Source organism: Arthrobacter sp. CMU6 (assembly GCF_059090205.1).
In genome coordinates this window covers 90721-114645 of record NZ_JBNHFL010000015.1, presented here as the reverse complement: position 1 = coordinate 114645, position 23925 = coordinate 90721, and the positions used below count along the sequence as shown (strand labels likewise).

The window sequence follows — 23925 nt, the reverse complement described above, 5'->3', positions numbered from 1 at the left end:
ACAGCAGAAATCAAAAAGCCCCCGACCTTGGATCATTCGGCCGTTTAGCCGGAATGAGTCCAGGATCGGGGGCTTTTTCGCGTGTTAAGCTGCGATGTCCTCGTGTGTTTCGCCGAAGGGAACAGACTCGTCGAGGGCCACCGTGTAGCGGCCTGGCTCGAGTCGCGTAACCTTGATGCCGCAGGTGCCTTCCTTTGCGGCGGTTTCGATCAGCGTCTCTACCGCGCTTTCCAGGCCGTCGTGGACCTGATCGGCACTGGTGAACGCCAAGTCGATGGACCTGGCATCCGCTGAGCGAAACGCGCTCGTAGGAGCGGTTGGGCGCTCCATGGTTGCTGTGCTCATGTAATGACTTTCTATGATTCTTGCCGGGGGGCAATAGACCATTCTACCGGGAACTGCCGCAAAGGTCAGATGACTGTCATTTGACAGTGCGTGTGACTGGGTTTGTTTACGCACGGCGATCCGCCGCCGTAACCCTCCCCGGCGCGTAAGCGGGAGGCTAGTGTTGGTCAGGTCTAAGTGGCCGGCGGCACAGGAGGTGACCGTGTTTGAAGGTGCCAGTATTTTGTTTGCCGCGGCGGGCGTGGCCGTCTTTGTTGCCGCCATCCTGCCCAAGGCACTGCGCAATGCCCCCATCTCCATGCCGATGGTGTTCCTGGGCGCCGGCGCCGCCGCCTTCGGCCTGCTTCGCAACCTCCCCGACCCGAACCCCGTCCGTCACCCCGAGCTGACGCTGCACCTGGCCGAGATCTGCGTGATCATCTCGCTCATGGGAGCCGGCTTGGCGCTGGACCGTCCGGTCGGGCGGCGGAGCTGGGCCACCACCTGGCGGATGCTCGGGATTGCCATGCCCCTGTGCATGCTTGGCCTGACGCTCCTCGGACTCTGGCTGCTGGGACTGGGGCTCGCCGCCGCGCTCCTCGTGGCTGCCGCCCTGGCCCCCACGGACCCGGTGCTCGCCTCCGAAGTGCAGGTGGGCGAGCCGGCCGACGAGGAGGAGGGCACGGATAAGGAGGACGAGGTCAGGTTCGCACTGACTTCCGAGGCCGGGCTGAACGACGGGCTGGCCTTTCCCTTCGTGTACCTTGCCATTGCCATGAGCCTCGTGGGGACCGCGCCGTCGGCCTGGTTTCCGGAGTGGTTCGGCGTGGACGTCCTGTGGCGCATCGGAATGGGGGTGCTGCTGGGCTTCGGAACGGGCAAGGCGCTGGGCCGGCTATTCTTCTCCGCCCGGCACGACAGCATCCGGCTCTCCAACCACTCCGAAGGCTTCGTTGCGCTCGCCGCCACCTTCCTGGCCTACGGCGTCACCGAAATGATCGAGGGCTACGGCTTCATTGCGGTGTTCGTCTGTGCCGTGACCATCAGGGCGGAGGAGCGCACCCACGGCTACCACCGCATTCTTCACTCCTACGTGGAACAGCTCGAGCGGCTCATGACCGTGGTCATCCTGGTGCTCCTGGGCGGGGCGATCGCGCGGGGGCTGTTGGCCGGCGTCGGGTGGGCCGAGGTAGGCGTGGCCCTGGCCTTCCTGGTCCTGGTCCGTCCGCTGTCCGGCTGGCTGGCGCTGGCCCGCGGCAAGACCGGCCCCCGGGAGCGGATTGCCATTTCCTTCTTCGGCATCCGGGGCATCGGGTCACTGTATTATCTGGCCTACGCCCTGGGTCAGGGCGGCTTCGGAGACCAGACGGAGTACCTGTGGAGCATCATCGGACTCGTCGTGGCCATGTCCGTGGTGCTGCACGGCGCCACGACTGCGCCAGTCATGAAGCGCCTTGACCGGCTCCGCGAACGAAGGGCAGCCGAGAAATTCGGCGACGAGGGAAAGGCGCCGCACACGCCGGTCTGACCCGGCGGATCACCAATCACTCCGGGAGCGGTGAGTATTCTGCGTTCCGGCGGATCGTGTGGTGAGCTTGGATCATGGCAGGCAGAAGGTTGATATCCCGTTTGGCTCTTGCGCTGGCAAAGTTGCTGGGGTTCGTGCTTGTCAGCTGCCTCTGCGGGGTTCTCGTGGCCAGCTTCCTGGTGCCCGCGGCCGCCCTCGCCGGCACCTCGGTCAGCAAATCGATTTCCTACTTCAACAGCCTGCCCACCGAACTGGCCGTGCCTGCGCCGTCGCAGACCACCCGCATGCTGACGGCGGACGGCAAGCTGATCGCTACTTTCTACTCAGAGAACCGGGTCCGGGTCCCGCTGAATCAGATGTCCCCGTTTATCCGGAAGGCCGTCGTCGCCATCGAGGACAGCCGCTTCTATGAGCACAGCGGCGTCGATACGCAGGGCGTCCTCCGCGCGCTGACCAGCAACCTGACCCGCGGGGACCGGCAGGGCGCCTCAACCCTCACCCAGCAGTACGTCACCAATATCGTGAACGAGTCCCTGATTTCAGAAGGCCGTGAGGACCAGGTGGTGCTCAGCGGACAGAAGACCATGGGGGACAAGCTGCGCGAGATGCGGCTCGCCATGGCGTTGGAGAAGAAATTCACCAAGGACCAGATCCTCGAGGGCTACCTCAACATCGTCTTCTTCAACCGCAGCGCCTACGGCATTGAGGCTGCGGCCCAGTACTTCTTCAGCGTTCCGGCCAGCAAGCTGAACCTGCCCCAGTCGGCCCTGCTCGCGGGACTGGTGAACAGCCCCAGCTTCTACGATCCCGTGGCCAACCCGAAGAACTCCCTCAAGCGCCGCAACCAGGTCCTCGGCGAAATGCTCACCCAGAAGATGATCACCAAGAAGCAGCATGACGCCGCTGTTGCCTCAGGGGTCGGCCTGAAGGTCCGGCCTTCGCGGCAGGGGTGCGCCGCCGCCGCCATGGCCCCGTACTTCTGCGACTACGTGACCCGGCTCTTCCTCAACAACCCGGCCTACGGCGCCGACACGGAGGCCCGCGAAAAGCGGCTTTTCCGCGGAGGCCTGACCATCACCACCACGCTGGACAGCCGGCTGCAGGCCAAGGCACAGGCGCAGGTGAACGCCACCGCCGGTGCCAATCCGGACAGATGGGGCGCTTCGCTGGTCACCGTCCAGCCGGGCACCGGCCGGGTCCTGGCGATGGCGCAGAACACGGTGTACCTGCCCCAGCCCGGCAAGTTCGATACCCAGCTCAACTTCAACGTGGACGCCAAGGACCCCAACGGCAACGACCTCAACGGCGCCGGCGGGTTCCAGCCCGGATCCACCATGAAGCCCTTCACCTTCGCCGAGTGGCTGCACCAGGGCAAGACCATGACCACGGTGGTGGACGCCTCCAAGCGCGAATACCCGCTGGGCTTCCGCTGGCGGTCCTCCTGCGGCAAGGTGGCCGGCGGCTACAGCACCAAGCAGCGCAGGGCAGGACTTGAAACGGCCGACGACCTGCAGAATGCCTCCGAGGGCTACTACCGCAAAATGCCGGCCGACTACGGGCTCTACAACTCCATCAACACGGCAACCTTTGCGGAGGCCGCGCAGCTGGACTTCTGCGGAATCCAGAACATGGTCAACGCCGTCGGGCTCCGCAGCGGGCTGGACGGGACGCCGGTCAACATGCACCAGCTGGGCAACCTGCTGGGCGGCACAGGCGTTGCCCCGCTGACCATGGCCAACGCCTTTGCCACCTTCGCCGCCGACGGCCGGTACTGCGTGCCGCTGGCCCTGGCCGGGGTGGCGGACATGGCGGGCAAGAAGCTTCCGGCGGAGGTTCAGGAGTGCAGCGAAACCGTGGACAAGAACGTGGTCCGCGGGGTCAACAAGGCCCTGCAGGACATGCTCAACAAGGGCTCCGGAATCTACATCAACCCCAAGGTGCAGAAGAGCGTGCCGGTGGCGGCCAAAACGGGCACCAACAACAGCAACGGTGCCACCTGGGTGCTGGGCTACACCACCGGCCTGGCCACGGCCTCGTTCTTCGGGGACGCCCTCGAGGGCCAGCAGCGTCCGGGCCGGAACATCACCGTCAACGGCAAGCACTACGACCGCATTGACGGCTACATGGTCGCGGGCCCGCAGTGGGCGAACTACATGCTCCAGGTGGCGCGGCTCTATCCGGCCGCCGCTTTCCCCAAGCCGCCGGCGTCGATCGTCAGCAAGCCCGTAGCGAAGCCCAAAGCGCCGGCCCGGCCTGCCCCGAAGCCCACGGCCAAGCCCAAGCCCAAGGACTAGGCGCCCGGATAAGCCCCGGGGCCAACGCTCAGTCCAGCAGGATGCTGACCAGCCGCGCGGCGACCCGGGCCGTCCGGTTGTCGATGTCGAAGGCCGGGTTCAGCTCGGCCACGTCCGCGTGCAGCAGCTTGCCGCTGGCCACCACCTGGCGGCAGACTGCGCTGATCACCGGCAGCGGAACACCATATGCCGCCGGGGCGCTGACCCCCGGGGCCACCGCGGCCGGCAGGACGTCCAGATCGATGGTCAGGTACAGGACGTCGATCCCGCTGAGGAAGTCCGCCACGAACGCCTCGGCTGCCGCGGCGGTGCAGTCCTCGTCGAGCAGGTATTTCACCCCCAGTTCGCCGGCGGTGCTGAACAGGGCGCGCGTGTTGTTGGGTTCCGAAATTCCGACGACGGCGTACTTCAGTTCGCGCCCGGCGGCCGCTTCCGCGCGGGCCATCTGGAGGAACGGGGTACCCGAGCTGGGTGCTGCCTCGTCCCGGAGGTCGAAGTGGGCATCAAGGTTGAGCACGCCCAGTCGCTGGCCGTCGCGGACCGCCCGGGACCCTGCCACGCCGAGGTAGCTGGCGTAGGCGGTTTCGTGGCCGCCGCCCAGCATCAGTGTGAGGCGGCCGGCGTCGAGCAGTGCCGCAACGGCGAGTCCCGCGCGGGCCTGGCCGGCCTCCAGTTCGCCGTCGCGGACCGTCACGTCGCCGGCGTCGGCGACCGGGCGCTCCGAGTGGTAGGCGAGGGGGCCCAGCGCACTGCGGATGGCCGCCGGGGCTGCCGCGGCTCCCGTCCTGCCCTTGTTCCGGCGCACGCCCTCGTCGCTGCAGAAGCCGAGGATGACGGCGGGGCGCTGCGTGGAGGTGCGCTGTGCAGAGGTGCGCTGTGCAGTGGTTCGCACGGCAGTGCTGTCGGTGGCAGGCGTTACGGCCTGCCACCACCGGCGGTGGGCATCGCCGTCGCCGTCGTAGCGGCCAGTCCAGGGGCGGGGTTGAACGTCAACGGAGAGCGCGGAAAAATCCATGCTTCAAGCTCACCGCACGGACACAGCGAAAGCCAGCAGCGCCGCCGTCGTCATGTCTGAAATACCGGAACCCGGACTCGGAGGTAACTGCCGGAACTACATGCCCAGCGCCTGCTCAATCGGGCCGATGGCGAAGAACAGGACGAAGGCGGCCGCGACGGCCCACATCAGCGGGTGCACCTCGCGGGTGCGGCCCTGGAAGGTGCGGATGAGGACGTAGGAGATGAAACCGGCGCCCAGGCCGTTGGCGATCGAGTAGGTGAACGGCATCAGCGTGAACGTGAGGAAGGCGGGCAGGGCGATGCCCCAGTCCTGCCAGTGGATCTTGCTGATTTGGGCCACCATCATGAAGCCGACCACCACCAGGGCGGGGGCCACGGCCTCGAACGGCACGAGGTTGATCAGCGGGGTGAAGAACATGGCCACCAGGAACAGCAGGCCGGTCACGATCGAGGCCAGGCCGGTCCGCGCACCTTCGCCGATGCCCGCACCGGACTCGACGTAGATCTGGTTGGAGGAGACGGATGCGCCGCCGCCGACGATGGCGCCGAGGGCATCGACCTGCAGGACGCGGTCAACGTTGGGGATGTTGCCGTCCTTGTCCACGGTGCCTGCCTCGTTGGCCAGGCCCACCATGGTGCCCATCGCGTCGAAAAAGATGCTGAGCAGGATGACGAACGCGAGCAGCGCTGCGGCCACCACGCCCAGATGGCTGAAGGCGCCGATCGGGTTTGCCTTGCCGATCAGCGAGAGGTCGGGAGCGGCCCATTCGGTGAACTTGGGGGCAACCAGGGACCAGCCCTGCGGGTTGAAGTTCTTGCCGTCGAAGCTGGGCCCGATGTGGAACGTGAATTCGAGGATGACCGCCAGGATGGTGGAGGCGACGATGCCGACAAGGATGGCACCCCTGACGTTGCGTACCAGCAGGGCGATGGTCAGGATGAGGCCGAACACGAACACCAGAGTGGGCCAGCCCAGGAGCTTGCCGTCAAAGCCGAGGCCAACCGGTACGGTGGTCCCGGCCGCATCCGGAACGCGCCGGACGAAGCCCGCGTTGACCAGGCCGATGAGTGCGATGAAGAGGCCGATGCCCACCACGATCGCGGTCTTCAGTCCGTCCGGAACGGCACGGAACACGGCGGTCCGGAACCCGGTCAGGACCAGGATCATCATGGTGACGCCGGAGAGGACCACCAGCCCCATCATGTCCGGCCAGGTCAGGCCCGGGTTGGTGGCCACTGTGACGGCCACGAAGGCGTTGACTCCCAGGCCGGTGGCCATGGCGAAGGGGTGCTTGGCCCACGCGCCCATGAGGATGGTCAGGATGCCGGCAACAAAGGCGGTGACGGCAGCAACCGCCTGGAAACCGAGCGTGGCGCCGGAGGAGTCCGCAACGGACAGGATCAGGGGGTTCAGCACCACGATGTAGCTCATGGCAAAGAAGGTGGCAAAACCGCCCCGGATCTCGCGTGAGAGGTTGGACCCCCGTTCGGAAATTTTGAAGTACCGGTCCAGTGCAGAGCCCTGCTTGAGCATTAGTCCTCCGGTGAGAGAGCGTGGGGGTTAGTTGAATCCTAGTAGGTTGCCGGGGGCCTACCCAGCAAATTCGCCTAGTCTGTAAGGAAGTCAACACTAGGAGTAGTCCGCCCATGCGTTTCACCCGCCAGCTGCTGTCCGCCCTCCTTGGCGCGCTCGCGCTCGTCGCCCTGCTCCTTGCGGCCGGACCCGCTTCCGCGCACGACGCCGCCGAATCCAGCAGCCCGGCCGACGGCGCCACGGTGGCAACAGCTCCCGCCAAGGTCTCGATCACCTTCAACAACACCCCGCTGGGGCTCGGCTCGCAGGTCAAGGTGACCGATGCCGCCGGAACAGACTGGGCCGAGGGCAAGGTGGAGATCGTGGACAACGTCGCCTCGCAGAAGCTGCGGGAAGGCGCACCCGCCGGGAAGTACACGGTGGTGTGGCGCGTGGTGAGCTCGGATTCCCATCCGATCGAGGGCACCTTCGGCTTCACCGCCACGGCAGCGGCGGCGGGCGCAACGTCGGCGCCGGTCCAGACCGTCGGCACGCCGCAGCCGGGCGCCACGCAGGCCACCGGAGCAGCTCCGGATTCCTCGGAGCCTTTCCCGTGGAGCATCGTGGTGTTTGCCGCCGTGGCTCTCGGCCTGCTCGTTACCCTCGGTGTGCTGGCACGCCGGAGGCTCGGTGTGGGCGACGACGGCAATGACGGTGCCGGCTCAGGCGGAGGCGCGGTTTAACAGACCTGGTCCCGGACGCCCGATTCAGATGGTTGCGGGGGGCAGCGCCGGGAAACTTCCGGTCAGCACCGACGGCACACTGTCCGGGTAGACCTTCGCCGAGATGGCCTGGCCCACCACCTTGGCCTGGCGCAGTACTTCCTTAGGCGTTGGCGTGATGAGTTCACCCACACCCACCAAGTAGATGCCGATGGCCCGCATGGCTGCGACGAGGTTGGTGCCAATGGAGATGCCGAGGTCCGTGAGCATGCGCCGCAACTGGCTGTGGGCGCAGCGCGTGAGCACAATGTGGTCAGCCAGCAGCACTCCGTCCGGGGTATGCACGGCCCAGCGGTGCAGTGAGGCTTCTGCGCCCGGCCCCATCTTGTCGAGCAGCACGGCGGACGTGTCGCTGCGGATGTCCAGCTGGTGGCTTGTCGCGTAGTTGCGCAGGTGCCGGAGGATTTCGTTCCGCTCCTGAAGCGACGCTGCCTCGGCCTCGTCGCACCGCTGGTGCCCGGATTTCTGGAACGACTGGCCGCCGGGGGATTCAAGCCGGCTGACGATGATCGAATCAACTCCCCGGCGCCGGAGTTCCGTGGCGATGGCCAAACCGGGAAGTCCGGTGCCGATGACCACAGTGGTGGTCCGTTCTGTGCCGCTGAGACCAGGCATGCGTGACACTACAACTTCCTCCTCGAGAATTTCGAAGCGCAGGGCATCATCGCCGTGCACCGTCCACTGCCCCAGCAAGCAGACACAAGACATCTCCGGCTGTGCCGTGGGGCACAATCCGGATCGATGGTGCCTCGACATTACAGAATTTTCGGGGCGCTGGATACCCCTCCGGAAACATTGGTTTGCCGGGCTTCGCACGGCGTCACCGGAGTGCCCCGGGCAGTGCCGGCGGAGCCCCTGGAAGGGGCGGAATAAAGCCCTTCGAAGGACCCTCGGAGGCCCATGGGGCCTGCTTGCTAAGAGGTCGCCGACCGAGAATAGTTGGACTTAAAGGCAGGCTGTACGTAACCGGGAACCGGACGGCCTGCCGGTGACGGCTAGACGGGCTGCTTCTGGCAGAATAGCCGCATCATCAGGCAGTATCGCGAGGAGGCGGACCGAATGGACGCACACGAATTGCATCCCGACCCGGCGCGGGATGGCGGTGCCCGGCGCGCGAGACCCGAGGGAATCGTGGTCGGCGTCGATGGTTCGGACCACGGCCAGTGCGCTCTCGTCTGGGCAGCCCGTGAAGCCGAACGCCGCCGTCGCCCCCTCCACATTGTCACCGCCTACTCGGTGCCCATCTTTGCCGCATCCGGACTCGACGGCGGGTATGCCACCGTGGACGACTCGGTGATCCGCGAGGGCGCCGAGGCCATCCTGCAGCATGCAGCGGACAAGGTGGCCGGCTACAACATCAACGTCAGCGCCTCGGTCGAGAACGGGGACGCTTCCGGCGTGCTGCTGGACCTGTCCGAATCCGCCGAACTGCTGGTCTTCGGAACGCGGGGGCGGGGCGGCTTCGTAGGGCGCCTCCTCGGCTCCGTGAGCAGCGCGCTCCCGGCCCACGCCAAATGCCCCACCGTCACGGTTCCGCTGATCTGCTCCGACCGTCTGGGCGAGACCACGCAGGACAAACACATCCGGGCCGAGCAGGCCAAGGCCGGCCACGGACCCGTGGAGCAGGTCGTGGTCGTAGGAGTGGACGGGTCCGAGCAGGCCCGCGTGGCGGTGCTGGAAGCGGCGGAGCAGGCCGAACGCCTGGGTGCGCCGCTGCGCGTGATCTGCGCCGTGCCGCAGTACAGCGGATCCCTTGCCTGGGTTCCGGCCCCGCTGGACCGGGAAGCGCTTTTCGCCGATATCCAGGTCCAGCTGAAGGCCGGGGTGGCCTGGCTGCAGAGCCACTTCCCGCGGCTGGCCATCGAGACCCGCCTGCTGGACGGCTCGCCCGTGGATGTGCTGGTGGAGGCCAGCCGGCACGTTGAGCTGATAGTCGTGGGAACCCGTGGCCGCGGCGGCTTTACCGGCATGCTCCTGGGGTCGACGTCGGACGGCGTCCTGCACCATGCCAAGAGCCCCGTGATGGTGGTCCCGGACAGGGAAGACCCGAGGCTCGCCGACCGCGCCAGCTTCGGACCGATGCTCGGCGCCTCGTAGCGCATGAACGGGCTGGTGCTCGGCCTCGCGGACCTCAGCGCCTCCATGCTGCCGCAGGTTGGCGGCAAGGCCGCCAACCTCGGCGAGTTACTCGCGGCCGGCCTCCCGGTGCCGGACGGGTTCTGCCTGACCACCGATGCCTACGTCAGGGCCGTGGAGCCGCTGGGGCTCGCAGAAGTGCACAGCGCCCTCCAGGACACCCCCGCCGATGACCTCGAAGCCCTTTCGCGTCTGGCCGGCAGGGCCCGCAGCCTGATTACCTCGGCAGAACTGCCGACGGCGATCGCCGGGGAGATACTCACCGCCTACAGGGCGCTGGACGGCGTTCCCGTCGCGGTGCGGTCCTCGGCCACGGCCGAGGACCTTCCCTTCGCCAGCTTTGCCGGCCAGCAGGACACCTACCTGAACGTCATAGACGCCGTGGCACTGCTGGACGCCGTCCGGAAGTGCTGGGCCTCGCTGTGGACTGACCGGGCCGTGGCGTACCGCGCCAGCCGGAACATCGACCCCGCCACGGTGGCCCTCGCCGTCGTGGTCCAACGCATGGTGAATGCCGAGGCCGCGGGGGTGATGTTCACCGCGAACCCGGTCACCGGCAGGCGCCGCGAGGCTGTGATCGACGCCAGCCCCGGGCTCGGCGAAGCGGTGGTGTCGGGCGCCGTCAATCCGGACCACTTCGTTGTGGACACCGCCTCCGGCGCCATCCTGCAGCGCCGGTTGGGGGACAAAAGGACGGCGGTCCGGCCGCTGCCCGGAGGAGGAACCGACTACGTAAAGCAGGGCACGGACCAGGGCGCCCACGCTGACCAGAACGCGAGCACAGGCCAGATAGCACAGAACCAGCCGTGCCTGACCGACGTGCAGATCCGGGAACTCGCAGCGCTGGGGAGTAAGGCCGAAGCCCACTACGGCGCCCCGCAGGACACGGAGTGGGCGCTCGACGGCGCCGGTAACGTCTGGCTGACCCAGTCCCGGCCCATCACCACGCTTTACCCGGTGCCGGAGAAGGCCCCGGAACGGCGCAGCCCGGGGGAGGAGTTGCGTGTCTACCTGTGCTTCAGCCTGGCCCAGGGCCTCACCCGGCCGCTGACTCCGATGGGGCTTGCCGCCCTCCGGCGCATTGGCTCATCGGTTGCTGCCGCCGCCGGCTTTGATGTTCCGGACCCCCGCGGCGGGCCCCCGCCCTACACCGAAGCCGGGCAGCGCATCTTCATCGACCTGACCGCCGCCGCGCGCAGCACCGTGGGCCGCCGGATCATCCCGAAAGTCTTCGACATCATGGAGGCACGCTCCGCCAAAGTCCTGCGCAGCGTGTTCGACAACCCCCGCCTCTCCATCACCCGACGCACGCCCTGGGACCTCCTCAGGCACGTGGTCCCCATCGCCGCCCGTGCCCGAGTGCCGGAAGCAGCAATCCGGGCGCTGGTCCGTCCCGAGGCGGCCCTCAAACGCCTGAACCGCTTCACCACGGAGTTCAACGCGACGCTGGAACTGCCCCGGGGTGCTTCCCCGCGCGCGCGGCTTGACCACGCCGAGGGCATCCTCTCGCGGCTCTTCCCCACCCTTCCGGCCCTGCTTCCGCTGGCCGGCCTGGGCTTCGCCATGCTCGGGCTCGCGGGGAAACTCCTTGGCGCCGGCAAACTTTTTGGTGCTGGCGGGGAGAGCGCCGGGGAGGACAGCGGCGGCAAGGATATCAGCGGGTCGAATCGAAACATCGACCTCCAGCCCGTGCTCCGCGGCCTGCCCAACAACGTGACAACCGAGATGGACCTCGAGCTGTGGCGGGTGGCGACGGCGCTCAAATCCGACGCCGAATCGCTGGCCGTGCTCACCGGGCATCCCCCCACGGTGCTGGCCCAGCGCTTCGCCACGGGCGGCCTGCCGGCCGCAGCCCAAGCAGGCCTGGCAGCATTCCTGGCCCGGTACGGACACCGGGCTGTCGCCGAGATCGACGTCGGCATGCCCCGCTGGCGGGACGATCCCACCCATATCCTCGGTGTCCTCGCCAACTACCTCCGGCTGGAGGACCCGGAACGCGCCCCGGACCGCCAGTTCAGCAAGGCGGCGGCCGAAGCGGAAGCACAAATCGAGCGGCTGGTGGCCGAGGCACGTACGAGGGGACGCCTCCGCGCCGTGGCCGTCCGGGCGGCGCTGCGGCGGGCGAGGCTCTTCGCCGGACTGCGGGAACTCCCCAAGTTCCAGATCGTCCTGGCGCTGGCGGAGGTCCGGAAGCAGCTGGCCGAAGTCGGCGCCGTGCTGGCGGAACAGAAACGGCTCGCCCGGGCAGAGGACATCTTCTTCCTGGACTTTGCCGAAGCGAACCAGGCGCTGGACGGTACAGACATGCAGGATCTCGTGGCGCAGCGGCAGGGGGCCTATTACCTGGAACTGGAGCGGCGCCACATTCCGCGGATGCTGCTCTCGGACGGAACAGAACCCGAAACGCTGCTTACCGCCGTCGGAACCGCGGATGCCGGGGCGCTGTCCGGGAGCCCGGCGTCGGCGGGGACGGTGACAGCACCTGCCCGCGTCATCCTCGACCCCGTGGGCGCCCACCTTGAACCGGGGGAGATCCTCGTGGCGCCGTCCACCGATCCGGGCTGGACCCCGCTGTTCCTCACGGCGGGCGGCCTGGTCATGGAGATGGGCGGCCCCAATTCCCACGGCGCGGTGGTCGCCCGGGAATACGGCATCCCTGCGGTGGTGGGCGTCGCCGACGCCACCTCGCTGCTCAGGACCGGCCAGGAAGTGACGGTCGACGGCGGCGCTGGCACCGTGGTGCCCGGCCCCTAAGGGGTTGGGCTGCCCGCGGCGGCCGCTACTGCCGGTCCTGTACAGGCTTCCTGCGCCGGATGTGCCGGACCACGAGCCAGACCACGAAAATGGCCAGGGCGGCGTACACGGCGTAGTTGAGGTAGCGGGAGTACTGCTCCACCATCGCGTGCTGCCGGCCCAGCAGCACGCCGAAGCCGATCAGCGCACCGTTCCAGAGGGCGCTGCCGGCAATGGTGAAAATGCTGAAGGTGGCCAGGTGCATCCTTTCGGCGCCCGCCGGCAACGAAATGAGGCTGCGCACGCCGGGCAGCAGCCGGCCGAAGAAAATCGCCGATCGGCCGTGGCGGCGGAACCAGTCGTCTGCGCGTTCGAAGTCCTCCCGGTCCATCAGTGGCAGCTTGGACAGCCAGCGGATCGAACGCTCCAGCCCCACCTTCGCGCCAAGGAAATACAGCGCAAGGGCGCCCAGATACGCCCCCAGCGTGCTGGTCACCACGACGAAGGCCAGATTGAGGGACCCCTGCCGGGCCAGGAACCCGGCAAGCGGGAGAATCACTTCGCTGGGAATCGGCGGGAACACCGTCTCGAGAAAGGTAAAGAGGCCCACACCCCATTCCCCGAGCGAATCGATCGCCTGGGCGGCGAAGCCCACGATGCCTGTCAGTTCATCGGCGGGACTGGATGTGGCACCGGGGATGCGCATTGGCGAAGGCTCCTGGAAGCTGGAAGACGGCGTCCCACCCAGTCTGGCCCAACAGTCGGTGCAGGGAAAGCCGACAGCCCGGCCGGGGGCTGCCACAAGGGAGGCCGAGGCGTACCCTGATGATATGACCTGCGACGTCGGAGCGGAGTTGACATGACTGCGACCTGGCTACGGTGGACGCCCGCCGTGGCGGTACCTGCTGTTATTGCTGCCGGAATCCTGGCGGGGTCCCTGCCCGCGAGTGCCCGGGACCCGTTGCCAGAGAAGACACCGGCACAGGTGCTGGCGATGATCGGACAACACCAGACCAAGTCCTTCTCCGGCACGGTGGAGCAGTCCTCCGAACTTGGCCTGCCCGATGTCCCCCAGGTAGGGCCCACCTCGGGCGCAGGCACGGGTTCCCTCGCCGAACTGCTGACCGGGCCGCACAGCGCCCGGGTCTACGTCGACGGACCAGGCAAGGTCCGCATACAGGTGATGGACCGGATGGCCGAGCGCGACGCCGTCCGGCAGGGCAACGAACTGTGGCTGTACAACTCCAAGGACAACACCGCCACGCATGTCACACTCCCCGCAGCTGCGTCGAAGGAATCCCGCAGCCATGACATGCCGGCCGGTGTGGCAACGCCGGAGGAACTGGCCGCCAAGATGCTTGACAAGCTGGACGGCAGCACCGAAGTGGCGGTGGCGGGGGACATCGAGGTGGCAGGCAGGACGGCCTACAATCTGGTCCTCACGCCGCGGTCGGATCTGACCCTGGTGGGCTCTGTGGCTGTGGCCGTGGATGGTGAGAACGGCATGCCGCTGAGCGTGGAAGTGCGGGCGCGCGGGCAGCAGGAGCCTGCGTTCCGTACTGCGTTCTCCAGCCTGACGCTCGAGGCTCCCGACGCGGGCCTGTTCAATTTCTCGCCGCCGCCGGGTGCCTCGGTGAAGGAACTTGCGGTGCCGGCAAAGCCCAGCGGCATGAAGGACCGCGCCCAGAAGGATCCGGCCAAGAAGGAATCAGCCAACAGGGATCCGCGCGGGCACCGGCCGACGGTGACCGGCTCCGGCTGGGAACGGATCGTCGGCATCCCGGCCCCATCCGCTTCCGCCCCGTCCCCTGAGTCTGGAAAGCAGTCCCCTGAGTCTGGAAGGCAATCGGTCGACAGGCTCCTCAATGATCCCCTGCTTCGCCAGGCGACCATGACCGTAGAGGGCGGCCGGGCCATCTCCACTTCACTGGTCAATGTCCTGCTGACCGACGACGGCCGGACGTTCGTTGGTTCCGTGCCCCTGGAGCGGCTCCAGGCCGCCGCAGCTGCGAGGTGACAGCCGCTGGCCGCGGTCCGGCTTCCGCAACTGACGCCATAGAAACCAAGGGGCTGAGCAAGCGGTTCGGCCACCAGATGGCGGTCAACAGCATCGATCTGGCCGTCCCCCGGGGCTCTGTCTTCGGCTTTCTCGGCCCCAACGGTTCGGGCAAGACCACCACCATCCGGATGATGCTCGGCCTCGCCACTCCGACCGCGGGGGAGGTCAGGGTCCTGGGGCTGGACATGCCGCGGCAGCTGGATGAGGTCCTGCCCCGGGTGGGTGCGCTGGTGGAGGGTCCGGCTTTCTATCCGTTCCTGTCGGGGGCCGCAAATCTGCACCGTCTTGATGCAGCGGACCGCCATGCCGTGCCGTCCACCCGCCGCGCGCGGGTGGCTGAAGCGCTGGAACGTGTGGGGCTTTCCCATGCGGCCCGGAAGAAGGTGCGCGCCTACTCGCTCGGCATGAAGCAGCGGTTGGGAATCGCCAACGCGCTGCTGGCCAGGCGTGAATTGCTGGTCCTGGACGAACCCACCAACGGGCTGGATCCGCAGGGCACGCGGGAGGTCCGGCACCTGGTGCGGTCCCTCGCCGCCGACGGTGCCACCGTGTTCGTGTCCAGCCACCTGCTGGCCGAAGTGGAGCAGATCTGCACGCATGCGGCCATCATGAGCGCCGGCCGGCTGGTGGCCCAAGGACCACTTGCTGAGCTCCGCCAGGCGGGCACTGCGCAGCTCCGCCTGCTGACGCCCGACGCCGGTATGGCCTCGGGCGTTTTGACGCGGTTTGGCTTGTCCCCGGTTGTGGGACATCCCAATGGCGCGGACGCCGTCATAACATCGAGCCTGCCTGTCGGCACCGGCTTCCCAGGTCCTGCGGACCACCCTGCGCCGGCAGGTGAGCCCTCCGCGAACGGAAGCGTGGCACCGGAAACGATCGTGGCTGCCCTCGTTGCGGACGGAGTGCGTGTCCGCGGGTTCACGGTGGAGCGCGGCAGCCTGGAGGACCGTTTCGTGGCTTTGACGGGGGAGGGCTTCGATGTCGCACAGTGACCGGCCGCCGGTGCAGGAACCGGAAGCGCATGAGCCGCCAACGCATCGACCTGCAGCGCACGAACCGGCGGTGCAGGAACCTGACCCGCGCGGGCTGGACCCGTACGGGCCGGCATCGGAGGAACCGGCAGTGCAGCAGCTGACCGTGCAAAGCAGTCCGGTGGCGGGTACCAGGCGCCGGCCGTCCAGCGGTTCGCTGCTGGCCTCGGAGGTGAAGCAGCTGTTCCGCCGCCGCAGGACCCAGGCGATGCTTCTGGCACTGGCCGCAATCCCCGTGGTGATCGCCGTCGTCGTGCGCGTTTCCTCGGCTGTACCCCCGGGGAGGGGGCCCGCTTTCCTGGACCGGATCAGCCAGAACGGGCTGTTCGTGGCCGTCACGGCGATGCTGGTTTCCGTTCCGCTGTTCCTTCCGCTGACCATCGGCGTGGTGGCGGGGGACACGATTGCGGGGGAAGCCGGACTGGGCACGTTGCGGTACCTGCTGGTGGCTCCTGCCGGAAGGGTTCGTCTGCTGTTGGTGAAGTATGCCGGGGCGGCTGTTTTTTGTATTTCCGCGCCGCTGGCCGTGGCGCTCGCCGGCGCGGGCATTGGCTGGGCACTCTTCCCGGTGGGACCGGTGGCGCTGCTTTCAGGCGACTTGGTGGAACCCAACGAGGCCCTGGTCAGGATGCTGCTGATCGCCTCGTACCAGGCCGTATCCCTGCTGGGGCTGTCGGCCATCGGGCTGTTTCTGTCGACGCTGACGGACGTGCCCGTGGGCGCCATGGCTGCCACCATCGTCCTGTCCGTCGTTTCCCAGGTGCTCGACCAGCTGCCCCAGCTGGAGTGGCTGCACCCGTGGCTGTTCACGCACTACTGGTTCGGCTTCGCAGACCTGCTTCGCCAGCCCATCGGCTGGGACTCGTTCGGTGACAATGCGCTGCTGCAGGCGGGCTACATCGCAGTGTTCGGCGCGCTCGCGTACGGCAGGTTCGTGAGCAAGGACGTGCTGTCCTAGGCGTGCTGCCCCGGGATCAGTGGCTGGCTTCCGCTACACGGGTCGTGTGGCAGCGTGCTTTCCGCTAGTAGCGCGCGGCGACGGGGTGGAACTGCATGCCGGCCATCATGCTCAGGTCAGTCACGGTAATGCCGGCGGACGGGTTCAGCGCCTGGACCACCTTGCCGCCGCCCAGGTAGATCGCCACATGGTAGAAACCGGGGGCCGATCCCCAGACCAGGAGGTCACCGGGCTGGGCCTGGGACAGGGGCACGTGGACGGGTGCCTGGGCGAACTGCTCCGCCGCGGTACGCGGCAGTTGCTTGCCGATGGCTGCGAACGCGTTCTGGACCAGGCCGGAACAGTCGAAGCCATACGCGCCCGTACCGCCGTATTGGTAGAAATACGGCGATCCAACCTTGCCCATCGCCACCGAAATGGCCGCCGAATTGGAACCACCCGGAGAAGGGGCCGGCTGAACGGGCGCCGGGGCAGGGGCGGGTGCAGGTGCTGGGGCGGGAGCAGGCGCCGGGGCAGGTGCCGGCCGGACTGGCGCGGGAGCAGGGCGGACGGGTGCCGGGCGGGCCGGAGCCGGTGCCTGGGCCGCAGGCGAAGGTGCTGAAGGAGCCGCCGGAGCGGCCAGCGAAGGAGCGGCTTGTACAGGTGTCCGGCCCGGCACGGAAGCGGACTGTTCCGCCTGGGCACTCCCGTTGCCGGATGCCGCAGCATTCGCAGCCGCAGCATTAGCCGCCACTGCCTTGTCTGCGGCTGCCTGGGCTGCGGCGGCACGCTCGGCTGCCGCCGTAACGGCGGCGAGGCGGGCCTGCTGGCGCTGGCGCTCGAGCCCGTCAACGCGGGCGGATTCGAGCGCCGCCGTGGTGTTCCGCAGCGAGGCAAGCTGCCCCACGAGGACAGTCCGCTGCGCCTTGGCATCCGCCACTGCCTTCACCTGGGCTGCGTTGGCCTGGTCTGCCTGGACTTTGAGGGTTTCCGCGGTTTTCGCGGCGTCGTCTGCTGCGCGGCGGGCGTCTGCGGCAGCAGCGGTCAGTGATTCGGCGGCTGCGGCCGTGGTTTCGGCGGCGGCGAAGGCCCTGCTTCGGCCGGCGGTGAGGGCCTGCAGTGTTGCGGCCTTGGCGAGGACGTCACCCGTGCCCGTGACCAGGCCACTCAGCTCCGGATTAAGGCCGCCGTTCCGGTACAGGTCCCCGGCGAGCTGGCCCACGGCCTTGCGGCTCTTGGACTGTTCCTTGTCCGCGGCCGCAGCCCTGGCCGTGGCCACGGCGGACGCGTCCGACCTCGTGTCCAGCTCCACCAGGGCATTGCTGTAGGCGTTGTTGGCTTCGAGCGTCCGGGCGAACGTGACCTCCTGGGCCGCCGCGGCGTCGGCGAGGATGCCTTCGATGTCGGCGACCTTTGCCGCCGTCGCACCTTCACTGGACTTGGCGGCAGCGATGTCCTCGGGGGAGGGGATTTCCGAAGCCGGAACCGTCAGGAGCGTTGCCCCAGAGGCCGATGCTGGCGCCGCAACCGCGAAGGCCCGGTCAGCTTGCGCAGGTGCTGCAAGGGTCCCAAGGAGCACGACGGCGGTGCACAGGACGGCCGCTGTGCGGCCGGGACCGGTCAAGCTCATTCGTAACCTCGCAAGTCAGGGCGGGGCGAACGAATCGGGAGGCAGCAGCAAGTGCCCCTCTGAGGATGCCCAGCCCTTTGAGGTTAGGTGCCGGTTTGCACTTTGGCAACACTGGTCACATCAATAACATAAACAACACCAGTGTCATTTGGGTGCAGATGCGGCGGGCGTGTCGTGGGCCGCGTCCACCGCCCGGGCTAGTCCCAGCCGAGTTCGTGAAGCCGCTGGTCATCGATGCCGAAGTGGTGGGCGATCTCGTGAATGACTGTTACCGCGACTTCCTCCACCACCTCATCGCGCGAGGAGCAGATGTCCAGGATCGGCTGGCGATAGATGGTGATGCGGTCCGGCAAGGATCCGGCATCCCACCAGGAGTCGCGCTCGGTCAGGGGGACGCCCTCGTACAGTCCCAGGAGCACTGTGTCCGGGTCCTCGCCGGGCTGCGGCACATAGTCGTCGTCGATGAACACCGCCACGTTGTCCATTGCCCGCGCCACCTCGGCCGGAAGCTGATCGAGGGCGTCGCTGACGGCGGCCTCGAAGTCGGATTCGGACATCTCGAACCCCGGCGGGTCGCCGGATCCGTCCGGCACGATCGGGAGGCCGGGCGGCAGGTTTGCGGGCATATCCAAAACTTTAGCGGGATCTCCGCCGGGTCAGCCCGACGCCGAGCAGGCAGATGGCACCGCCTACGAGCCCCCAGACAGTCGGGATCTCGCTGAGCACCAGCCATGAGATCAGCACGGTGGTGCCTGGCACCAGATAGGTGGTGGCGGCCAGCTTCCCGGCGTCGATCAGGGACAGCGCGTAGGCCCAGGTGGTGAAGGCGATGGCGGTGGGGAAAATGCCCAGATAGACCAGGCCAAGGGTGGCCGGCAGCGGCGCCTCTTGCAGCTCGGTCAAAAGCTGGCCGCCGAAGGGCAAGCAGCAGACCAGGCCCACCATGATTCCAAACCACGTGGCCTGCCCGGCCGGAAACTTCCGCAGCACTGGCTTCTGGACGATGACGCTCACTGCGGCGAGGGCAGCAGCGAGGAGGCAGAGCAGCACGCCGGCCACGTCCGCCGTCGAACGCGTCCCCGTTCCCAAGGCGATGACCGCGACGCCGCCGAACGCCACCAGGCTGCCGATGATCAGCCACCGCGGAAACCCCTCTTTGAGGATGATGCCTGCCATAACGGCCACCAGGATGGGGTTCACGTTGATGAGTAGCGCACTGGTTCCGGCGTCGAGCGAATGCTCCGCGGCGTTGAGCGCCACATTGTAACCGGCGAACCACATGACGCCGTACGCGAGAATCGGCCACCACTCCCGGCCCCGCGGCAGCACCCGCAACTTTGGCAGCACCACCGCGCCGAGCACGACGGCGGCGATCGCCAGCCGCCCCAGCGTCAGGGCTCCGGGGGAGAAGCTCGGGCCGACCGCGCGGATGCCCACGAAGGCTGAGGCCCAGAGCACCACGGTCACCACGACGGCGGCCACTCCCAGCGCGTTCACGGAAGGGGCAGTCTTCCCGGCCACGGGCGTCCCGCGAGCGGGTGACCCGGCGGCGGGGCCGGCTGGCGCAGGTCCTCCAGTGGAGGTGCCTTCGGGGGAGTGGGGCGGGAGCGGGCTGGTGCCGGCGGTGGGTGCCATGGTGCCAATCTAGCTCTGTTCCCCGCGCGGTGGCTGGCGGAAATCGGCCATGTCTAGCCAAGAAACTGCCATTGTGGCGGGCCCTGCATTGCCTGCTGTTTGGCTGGCCTTCGGGCCGATTTTGGATATTCCGGGGAGAGGCTCTATAGTTTTACAGGTCCAGTTCGGAGGAACACGGAAGGACAAGAACGAAAGGCTTCGGCCCTTTATTTTTGCCCTTGTTCATCCAAATTGAGTCCAGGCCCCCATCGTCTAGCGGCCTAGGACACCGCCCTTTCACGGCGGCGGCACGGGTTCGAATCCCGTTGGGGGTACGCAAGGAAGTGGTCAAAGCAGGCAAAAAAGTCTGGTAGGCTGGAGTCCTTGAAAAAACGCGGTAGCAATACTGCGGAAGCAAGAAATAGCAAGGCCCTGTAGCGCAGTTGGTTAGCGCGCCGCCCTGTCACGGCGGAGGTCGCGGGTTCAAGTCCCGTCAGGGTCGCTTTGATTGCCGGAAGAAATTCCGGCCGTCAGGGTGACATGTCACCTAGGCTCTGTAGCTCAGTTGGTAGAGCGTTCGACTGAAAATCGAAAGGTCACCGGATCGACGCCGGTCGGAGCCACGTTTCGGCAAGCTCAACGCAAGCAGCTAGAACCCCGCTGTTCCATTAGGAATGGCGGGGTTTTTTCGTTCCCCGGGTTTCGCTGCCGCCAGCTCCGGCTTGGCCCTGCCTCTGTGCCGTGGTTCCCCGGCCCTGGCCCCTCCTGCTCTGGTTCACCCTGCCTTGGTCCTCCCGCCGTACCGCCAGAGTGTGAGCCGTGCCGGGGCACATTGGGGGCTCCCGGCGTCGTAAATCCCGCTAACTTTTGGCCTGTTGCGCGTCAAAGTGCCCCGTTTTGGTCCGGCCGAGCGCCTGAGGAGTGGTGTGATCAACGCCATTGATGACGCGTTTATGAAGGGACGTTTGATTCCGGTCCTGAAGTGGGGCACGCGCGCGCAAACGAGATGTAAGCGCTTGCACCCGCGAGGCACCCGCCGGGAGCATGCACCGAAAACCGTGTTGAACTCGGCTGACAACGTTGTCTAGCGTGGAGTGTGGGCCGCGAAATGTATGACATTTCCAATTGCCCAGCGGGGTCCTACCCAAACCCCGTTTTTCTCCCTCGACACAACGGCGTCCTCGATGACGCATGCCGTGTCAGCGGGGTCTCCGGAGTTCGGGGGACAAGGGCAGCTGCCCGTCTTCCACGAACGTAACTCCGCGAGAAGAGCAAAAATGCACAAGCACCCCAACACCCCCCGGATGCTGCGGTGGCGCCCCGCCGCCGCAGCTCTGGTGGCAACTGTCGCCGCCACGGCGTTCCTGGCCGTCCCCTCGGCGCAGGCAAATGAGCCTTCCGATCCGCCGTCGAGCACACAGATGCCGGCACCGGCCCCGGGCTTCCCCCTGCCGACGCCCCACACCCAGGCTGCACACGACCCGGCGTCGGACTTCACCTCAAAGTGGACCCGTGCGGACGCCAAGCAGATCATGGCGCAGAGCGACTCCAAGGTTCAGCCGGGCCAGAACTCGATGAGCCCCGACGTCACCATGCCGGAGATCCCCGAGGACTTCCCCGCCATGAACAACGACGTGTGGGTCTGGGACACCTGGTCGCTGACCGACGAGAACGCGAACCAGATCAGCTACAAGGGTTACGACGTGATCTTCTCGCTGGTCGCTGACCGGCACGCAGGCTACGGCTTCGACCAGCGCCACTGGAACGCCCGCATCGGCTACTTCTTCCGCAAGACCAACGCCGACCCGGCCAAGGACAAATGGAACTACGGCGGACACCTGTTCGTGGACGGTTCCTCCATCGGCAACACCGAATGGTCCGGCTCCACCCGCCTCATGAAGGGCAACCAGGTGAACGTGTTCTACACGGCCACCACGTTCTATGACGTCAAGGAGCGCAACGCCGCCGGCGGCGGCATCGCCCCGGACGCCGTCATCGCCAAGGCGCTCGGCAACATCCACGCCGACAAGAACGGCGTGACCTTCGACGGCTTCCAGCACACCAAGCTGCTCGAGCCGGACGGAAAGCTGTACCAGAACAAGGCACAGAACCCGGGCTTCGCGTTCCGCGACCCGTACACCTTCGCTGACCCGGCCCACCCCGGCAAAACCTACATGGTGTTCGAAGGCAACACCGGCGGCAAGCGCGGCGACTACCGCTGCAAGAACGAGGACCTGGGCTACGCCAAGGGTGACCCCAACGCCGAGAACCTCGACGAGGTCAACAGCAAGGGTGCCTACTACCAGACCGCGAACGTTGGCTTGGCCGTGGCAGACAACAAGGACCTGACCAAGTGGCACTTCCTGCCGCCGATCCTCTCCGCCAACTGCGTCAACGACCAGACCGAGCGCCCGCAGATCTTCATCCAGAATGAAAACGGCAAGAACAAGTACTACCTGTTCACCATCAGCCACCAGTTCACCTACGCTGCAGGCATGCGTGGCCCGGACGGCGTCTACGGCTTTGTAGGCAACGGCGTCCGCTCCGACTACCAGCCGATGAACAACAGCGGCCTGGCCCTGGGCTCCCCGACGGACCTGAACCTGCCCTCCGAGTCCCCGGAGGCCCCGACGCCGAACCAGAACGGCCGTCAGTTCCAGGCCTACTCGCACTACGTGCAGCCGGGCGGCCTCGTCCAGTCCTTCATCGACAACGTGAACGGCGTCCGCGGCGGATCCCTGTCACCCACCGTGAAAATCAACTTCCGCGATGGCGTGTCCAAGGTTGACCGCAGCTTCGGCCAGAACGGCCTCGGTCCGTTCGGTTACCTGCCCACCAATGTCCACGTCGGCGGCAACGGCCTCTACAAGTAAGCCGGACTGAAACAACAAACAGGAGGCGCCCGGACCTGGTCCCGGGCGCCTCCTGCCGTGTCCGCGTCTCTGTATATACAGGGCAATCCAAGGACAGCACTGCAAAATGCGCCTGGCCTGTCAACTTGGAAAGAGGCACGGCAACCGGGCTAGACTCGCACGCCGGGGGACCGGGCAGGCGTTTTGCGGCTGCCCAGCCAGGCCGCCCAAGGCGGCAAAACCACTCCAGGAATGGAAGCCGTGAAACATCTTGCCCGCCCGCTGTACGCCGCCGCCCTCTTTGCCGTAGTGGCACTTAGCGCCTGCTCCGCGCCTGCCTCCGGCAGCGCGCCGTCGGCCTCCGGACCGTCCACGACGGCGGGCGGCACCGCCGCTCCCACCGCATCCCCCGGCGCCTCATCCGGCCCATTTGGCGGCTACGCCTCGCCGGCCGAAGCCTGTGACGCCATTTCCACACAGGCCACGGGAGCCTCCCTGTTGCCCCTCTCCGCAGCGCAGGGCAAGACGGCCGAACTGGAGCAGAAGAAAGCGGAACTTGCCGAGACGGCCCAGCGGGTGCCGGAGGCGCTGAAGGCGGACTTCGCAAAGCTGAACGAGGTGGCCCTTGCCGGGCTCTCCGACCAGAGCGTGTACTCCAACGGCAAGTTCGAAGCCGCCATGGCCCCCGTGACAAGCTGGTTATCCGCGAACTGCCACTAACCCGCGCCGGCCGCAGGGCTCCCCGGGGAACGCGGTGCGCCGGGGCCCCTGACGTTGTCCTGCCTAGGGGATAGGGTTGTGTCAACAGAAGGGGAGTGCTGATGGAATACCAGAATCCACAAACCGCCGCCGGTCGAGTGGACCCTGCCCTGGCGCCGGCCACAGCTGGCGGGCGGACCGTGATCTCCGAGACCGCGGTGGCCAAAGTCGCCGGGATCGCGGCCCGGGCCGTGCCCGGCGTGTACTCCCTGGGATCCGGTTCCTCCCGGGCGCTCGGAGCCATCAGGGACGCGGTGGGCAGCTCCGATCATGCTGCAGGGGTGCACGCCGAGGTCGGCGAAACCCAGGTGGCAGTAGACATCACGCTGGTGGCCGTCTACGGCACCCCGCTGCATCCCCTGGCCAACCAGGTGCGGGCCAGCGTCTATTCCGCGGTCGAGAAACTTGTTGGCCTGCAGGTCATCGAGGTGAACGTCGAGATCAACGACGTCTACATTGCACCGCCCGTGAAGCCGGCGGGCGCGACCGCTGTCACTGAGAGGGAGGCAGTCCTGTGAGTCCCACTGTCGTCGGAATCGCCGTCGGCGCCTTCGTGGCCTTCATGTCACTGCAGTTCGGCCTCTGGGGCTTCCTGATCGCCCTGCTCTTCATGGGAGTCGGTGCGCTCCTGGGCCGCGCCGCTGAAGGGAAACTGGACCTGCGCAGCGTCATCGATGCCATCACTGGCCGGCGCTCGTCCTCATGAACCGGGCTGC

20 protein-coding genes and 3 tRNA genes are annotated in these 23925 nt (G+C 67.2%); 15 read left to right on the top strand and 8 right to left on the bottom strand.

The window, feature by feature from the left end:
• Nucleotides 1-84 precede the first annotated feature (84 nt).
• Complete coding sequence (locus AC5RWD_RS12500; RefSeq protein ID WP_494020300.1) at nucleotides 85-345, bottom strand: hypothetical protein; 261 nt, start codon at nucleotides 343-345, stop codon at nucleotides 85-87.
• A 202-nt stretch (nucleotides 346-547) separates the two neighbouring features.
• Here AC5RWD_RS12500 and AC5RWD_RS12495 point away from each other — a divergent pair, with 202 nt between their 5' ends.
• A complete protein-coding gene (locus AC5RWD_RS12495) occupies nucleotides 548-1852 on the top strand; it encodes a cation:proton antiporter (RefSeq protein WP_494020299.1) in 1305 nt (434 codons plus the stop codon).
• A 74-nt stretch (nucleotides 1853-1926) separates the two neighbouring features.
• On the top strand, nucleotides 1927-4146 hold the full coding sequence (locus tag AC5RWD_RS12490; protein WP_494020298.1) for a transglycosylase domain-containing protein: 2220 nt from the start codon (nucleotides 1927-1929) through the stop codon (nucleotides 4144-4146).
• A gap of 28 nt (nucleotides 4147-4174) precedes the next feature.
• On the opposite strand, the gene hutG is transcribed toward AC5RWD_RS12490, so the two are convergent.
• Nucleotides 4175-5161, bottom strand: coding sequence for a formimidoylglutamase (gene hutG / locus AC5RWD_RS12485; RefSeq protein WP_494020297.1), 987 nt, complete (start codon nucleotides 5159-5161; stop codon nucleotides 4175-4177).
• A 96-nt stretch (nucleotides 5162-5257) separates the two neighbouring features.
• Nucleotides 5258-6697: an NCS2 family permease gene (locus AC5RWD_RS12480; RefSeq protein WP_494020296.1), complete on the bottom strand. Its 1440-nt coding sequence runs from the start codon at nucleotides 6695-6697 to the stop codon at nucleotides 5258-5260.
• Nucleotides 6698-6810: 113 nt separating this feature from the next.
• On the opposite strand from AC5RWD_RS12480, the gene AC5RWD_RS12475 reads away from it, so the two are divergent.
• A complete protein-coding gene (locus AC5RWD_RS12475) occupies nucleotides 6811-7419 on the top strand; it encodes a copper resistance CopC family protein (protein ID WP_494020295.1) in 609 nt (202 codons plus the stop codon).
• 24 nt (nucleotides 7420-7443) lie between these two features.
• On the opposite strand, the gene AC5RWD_RS12470 is transcribed toward AC5RWD_RS12475, so the two are convergent.
• Nucleotides 7444-8073: an FAD-dependent monooxygenase gene (locus AC5RWD_RS12470; RefSeq protein WP_494020308.1), complete on the bottom strand. Its 630-nt coding sequence runs from the start codon at nucleotides 8071-8073 to the stop codon at nucleotides 7444-7446.
• A 444-nt stretch (nucleotides 8074-8517) separates the two neighbouring features.
• Between AC5RWD_RS12470 and AC5RWD_RS12465 the strand changes: the two genes are divergently transcribed.
• On the top strand, nucleotides 8518-9555 hold the full coding sequence (locus AC5RWD_RS12465; RefSeq protein WP_494020294.1) for a universal stress protein: 1038 nt from the start codon (nucleotides 8518-8520) through the stop codon (nucleotides 9553-9555).
• A gap of 3 nt (nucleotides 9556-9558) precedes the next feature.
• Nucleotides 9559-12348, top strand: coding sequence for a PEP/pyruvate-binding domain-containing protein (locus AC5RWD_RS12460; protein ID WP_494020293.1), 2790 nt, complete (start codon nucleotides 9559-9561; stop codon nucleotides 12346-12348).
• Nucleotides 12349-12373: 25 nt separating this feature from the next.
• On the opposite strand, the gene AC5RWD_RS12455 is transcribed toward AC5RWD_RS12460, so the two are convergent.
• Nucleotides 12374-13033, bottom strand: a complete 660-nt coding sequence (locus AC5RWD_RS12455) for a DedA family protein (protein WP_494020292.1) — start codon at nucleotides 13031-13033, stop codon at nucleotides 12374-12376.
• 153 nt (nucleotides 13034-13186) lie between these two features.
• Here AC5RWD_RS12455 and AC5RWD_RS12450 point away from each other — a divergent pair, with 153 nt between their 5' ends.
• From AC5RWD_RS12450 to AC5RWD_RS12440, 3 genes are all read left to right on the top strand, one after another.
• On the top strand, nucleotides 13187-14344 hold the full coding sequence (locus tag AC5RWD_RS12450) for a LolA family protein (protein WP_494020291.1): 1158 nt from the start codon (nucleotides 13187-13189) through the stop codon (nucleotides 14342-14344).
• The gene (locus AC5RWD_RS12445; RefSeq protein ID WP_494020290.1) at nucleotides 14341-15378 is read left to right on the top strand and encodes an ABC transporter ATP-binding protein; all 1038 of its coding nucleotides are present in this window, start codon (nucleotides 14341-14343) and stop codon (nucleotides 15376-15378) included. The genes AC5RWD_RS12450 and AC5RWD_RS12445 overlap by 4 nt, the downstream gene beginning before the upstream one ends.
• Before the next feature lie 145 nt (nucleotides 15379-15523).
• Nucleotides 15524-16375 carry an ABC transporter permease gene (locus AC5RWD_RS12440; protein ID WP_494020307.1) on the top strand — a complete coding sequence of 284 codons (852 nt, stop codon included), beginning with the start codon at nucleotides 15524-15526 and terminating at the stop codon, nucleotides 16373-16375.
• Nucleotides 16376-16439: 64 nt separating this feature from the next.
• Here AC5RWD_RS12440 and AC5RWD_RS12435 read toward each other — a convergent pair whose 3' ends face one another.
• From AC5RWD_RS12435 to AC5RWD_RS12425, 3 genes are all read right to left on the bottom strand, one after another.
• Nucleotides 16440-17984 carry a C40 family peptidase gene (locus AC5RWD_RS12435; protein ID WP_494020289.1) on the bottom strand — a complete coding sequence of 515 codons (1545 nt, stop codon included), beginning with the start codon at nucleotides 17982-17984 and terminating at the stop codon, nucleotides 16440-16442.
• Between the two features lie 197 nt (nucleotides 17985-18181).
• Complete coding sequence (locus AC5RWD_RS12430) at nucleotides 18182-18610, bottom strand: metallopeptidase family protein (RefSeq protein WP_494020288.1); 429 nt, start codon at nucleotides 18608-18610, stop codon at nucleotides 18182-18184.
• Between the two features lie 10 nt (nucleotides 18611-18620).
• Complete coding sequence (locus AC5RWD_RS12425) at nucleotides 18621-19619, bottom strand: DMT family transporter (protein WP_494020287.1); 999 nt, start codon at nucleotides 19617-19619, stop codon at nucleotides 18621-18623.
• A gap of 241 nt (nucleotides 19620-19860) precedes the next feature.
• On the opposite strand from AC5RWD_RS12425, the gene AC5RWD_RS12420 reads away from it, so the two are divergent.
• The 7 genes from AC5RWD_RS12420 to AC5RWD_RS12390 all read left to right on the top strand — a co-directional run bounded on the left by AC5RWD_RS12420 (nucleotide 19861) and on the right by AC5RWD_RS12390 (nucleotide 23915).
• Nucleotides 19861-19933: transfer RNA gene (locus AC5RWD_RS12420), tRNA-Glu, on the top strand.
• A 93-nt stretch (nucleotides 19934-20026) separates the two neighbouring features.
• A tRNA-Asp gene (locus AC5RWD_RS12415) sits at nucleotides 20027-20100 on the top strand.
• A gap of 48 nt (nucleotides 20101-20148) precedes the next feature.
• A tRNA-Phe gene (locus AC5RWD_RS12410) sits at nucleotides 20149-20221 on the top strand.
• Between the two features lie 654 nt (nucleotides 20222-20875).
• Nucleotides 20876-22471: a glycoside hydrolase family 68 protein gene (locus AC5RWD_RS12405; RefSeq protein WP_494020286.1), complete on the top strand. Its 1596-nt coding sequence runs from the start codon at nucleotides 20876-20878 to the stop codon at nucleotides 22469-22471.
• A 240-nt stretch (nucleotides 22472-22711) separates the two neighbouring features.
• The gene (locus AC5RWD_RS12400; RefSeq protein WP_494020285.1) at nucleotides 22712-23170 is read left to right on the top strand and encodes a hypothetical protein; all 459 of its coding nucleotides are present in this window, start codon (nucleotides 22712-22714) and stop codon (nucleotides 23168-23170) included.
• Between the two features lie 101 nt (nucleotides 23171-23271).
• The gene (locus AC5RWD_RS12395) at nucleotides 23272-23727 is read left to right on the top strand and encodes an Asp23/Gls24 family envelope stress response protein (RefSeq protein WP_494020284.1); all 456 of its coding nucleotides are present in this window, start codon (nucleotides 23272-23274) and stop codon (nucleotides 23725-23727) included.
• Nucleotides 23724-23915, top strand: coding sequence for a hypothetical protein (locus AC5RWD_RS12390; RefSeq protein WP_494020283.1), 192 nt, complete (start codon nucleotides 23724-23726; stop codon nucleotides 23913-23915). The genes AC5RWD_RS12395 and AC5RWD_RS12390 overlap by 4 nt, the downstream gene beginning before the upstream one ends.
• The last annotated feature ends 10 nt before the right edge of the window (nucleotides 23916-23925 follow it).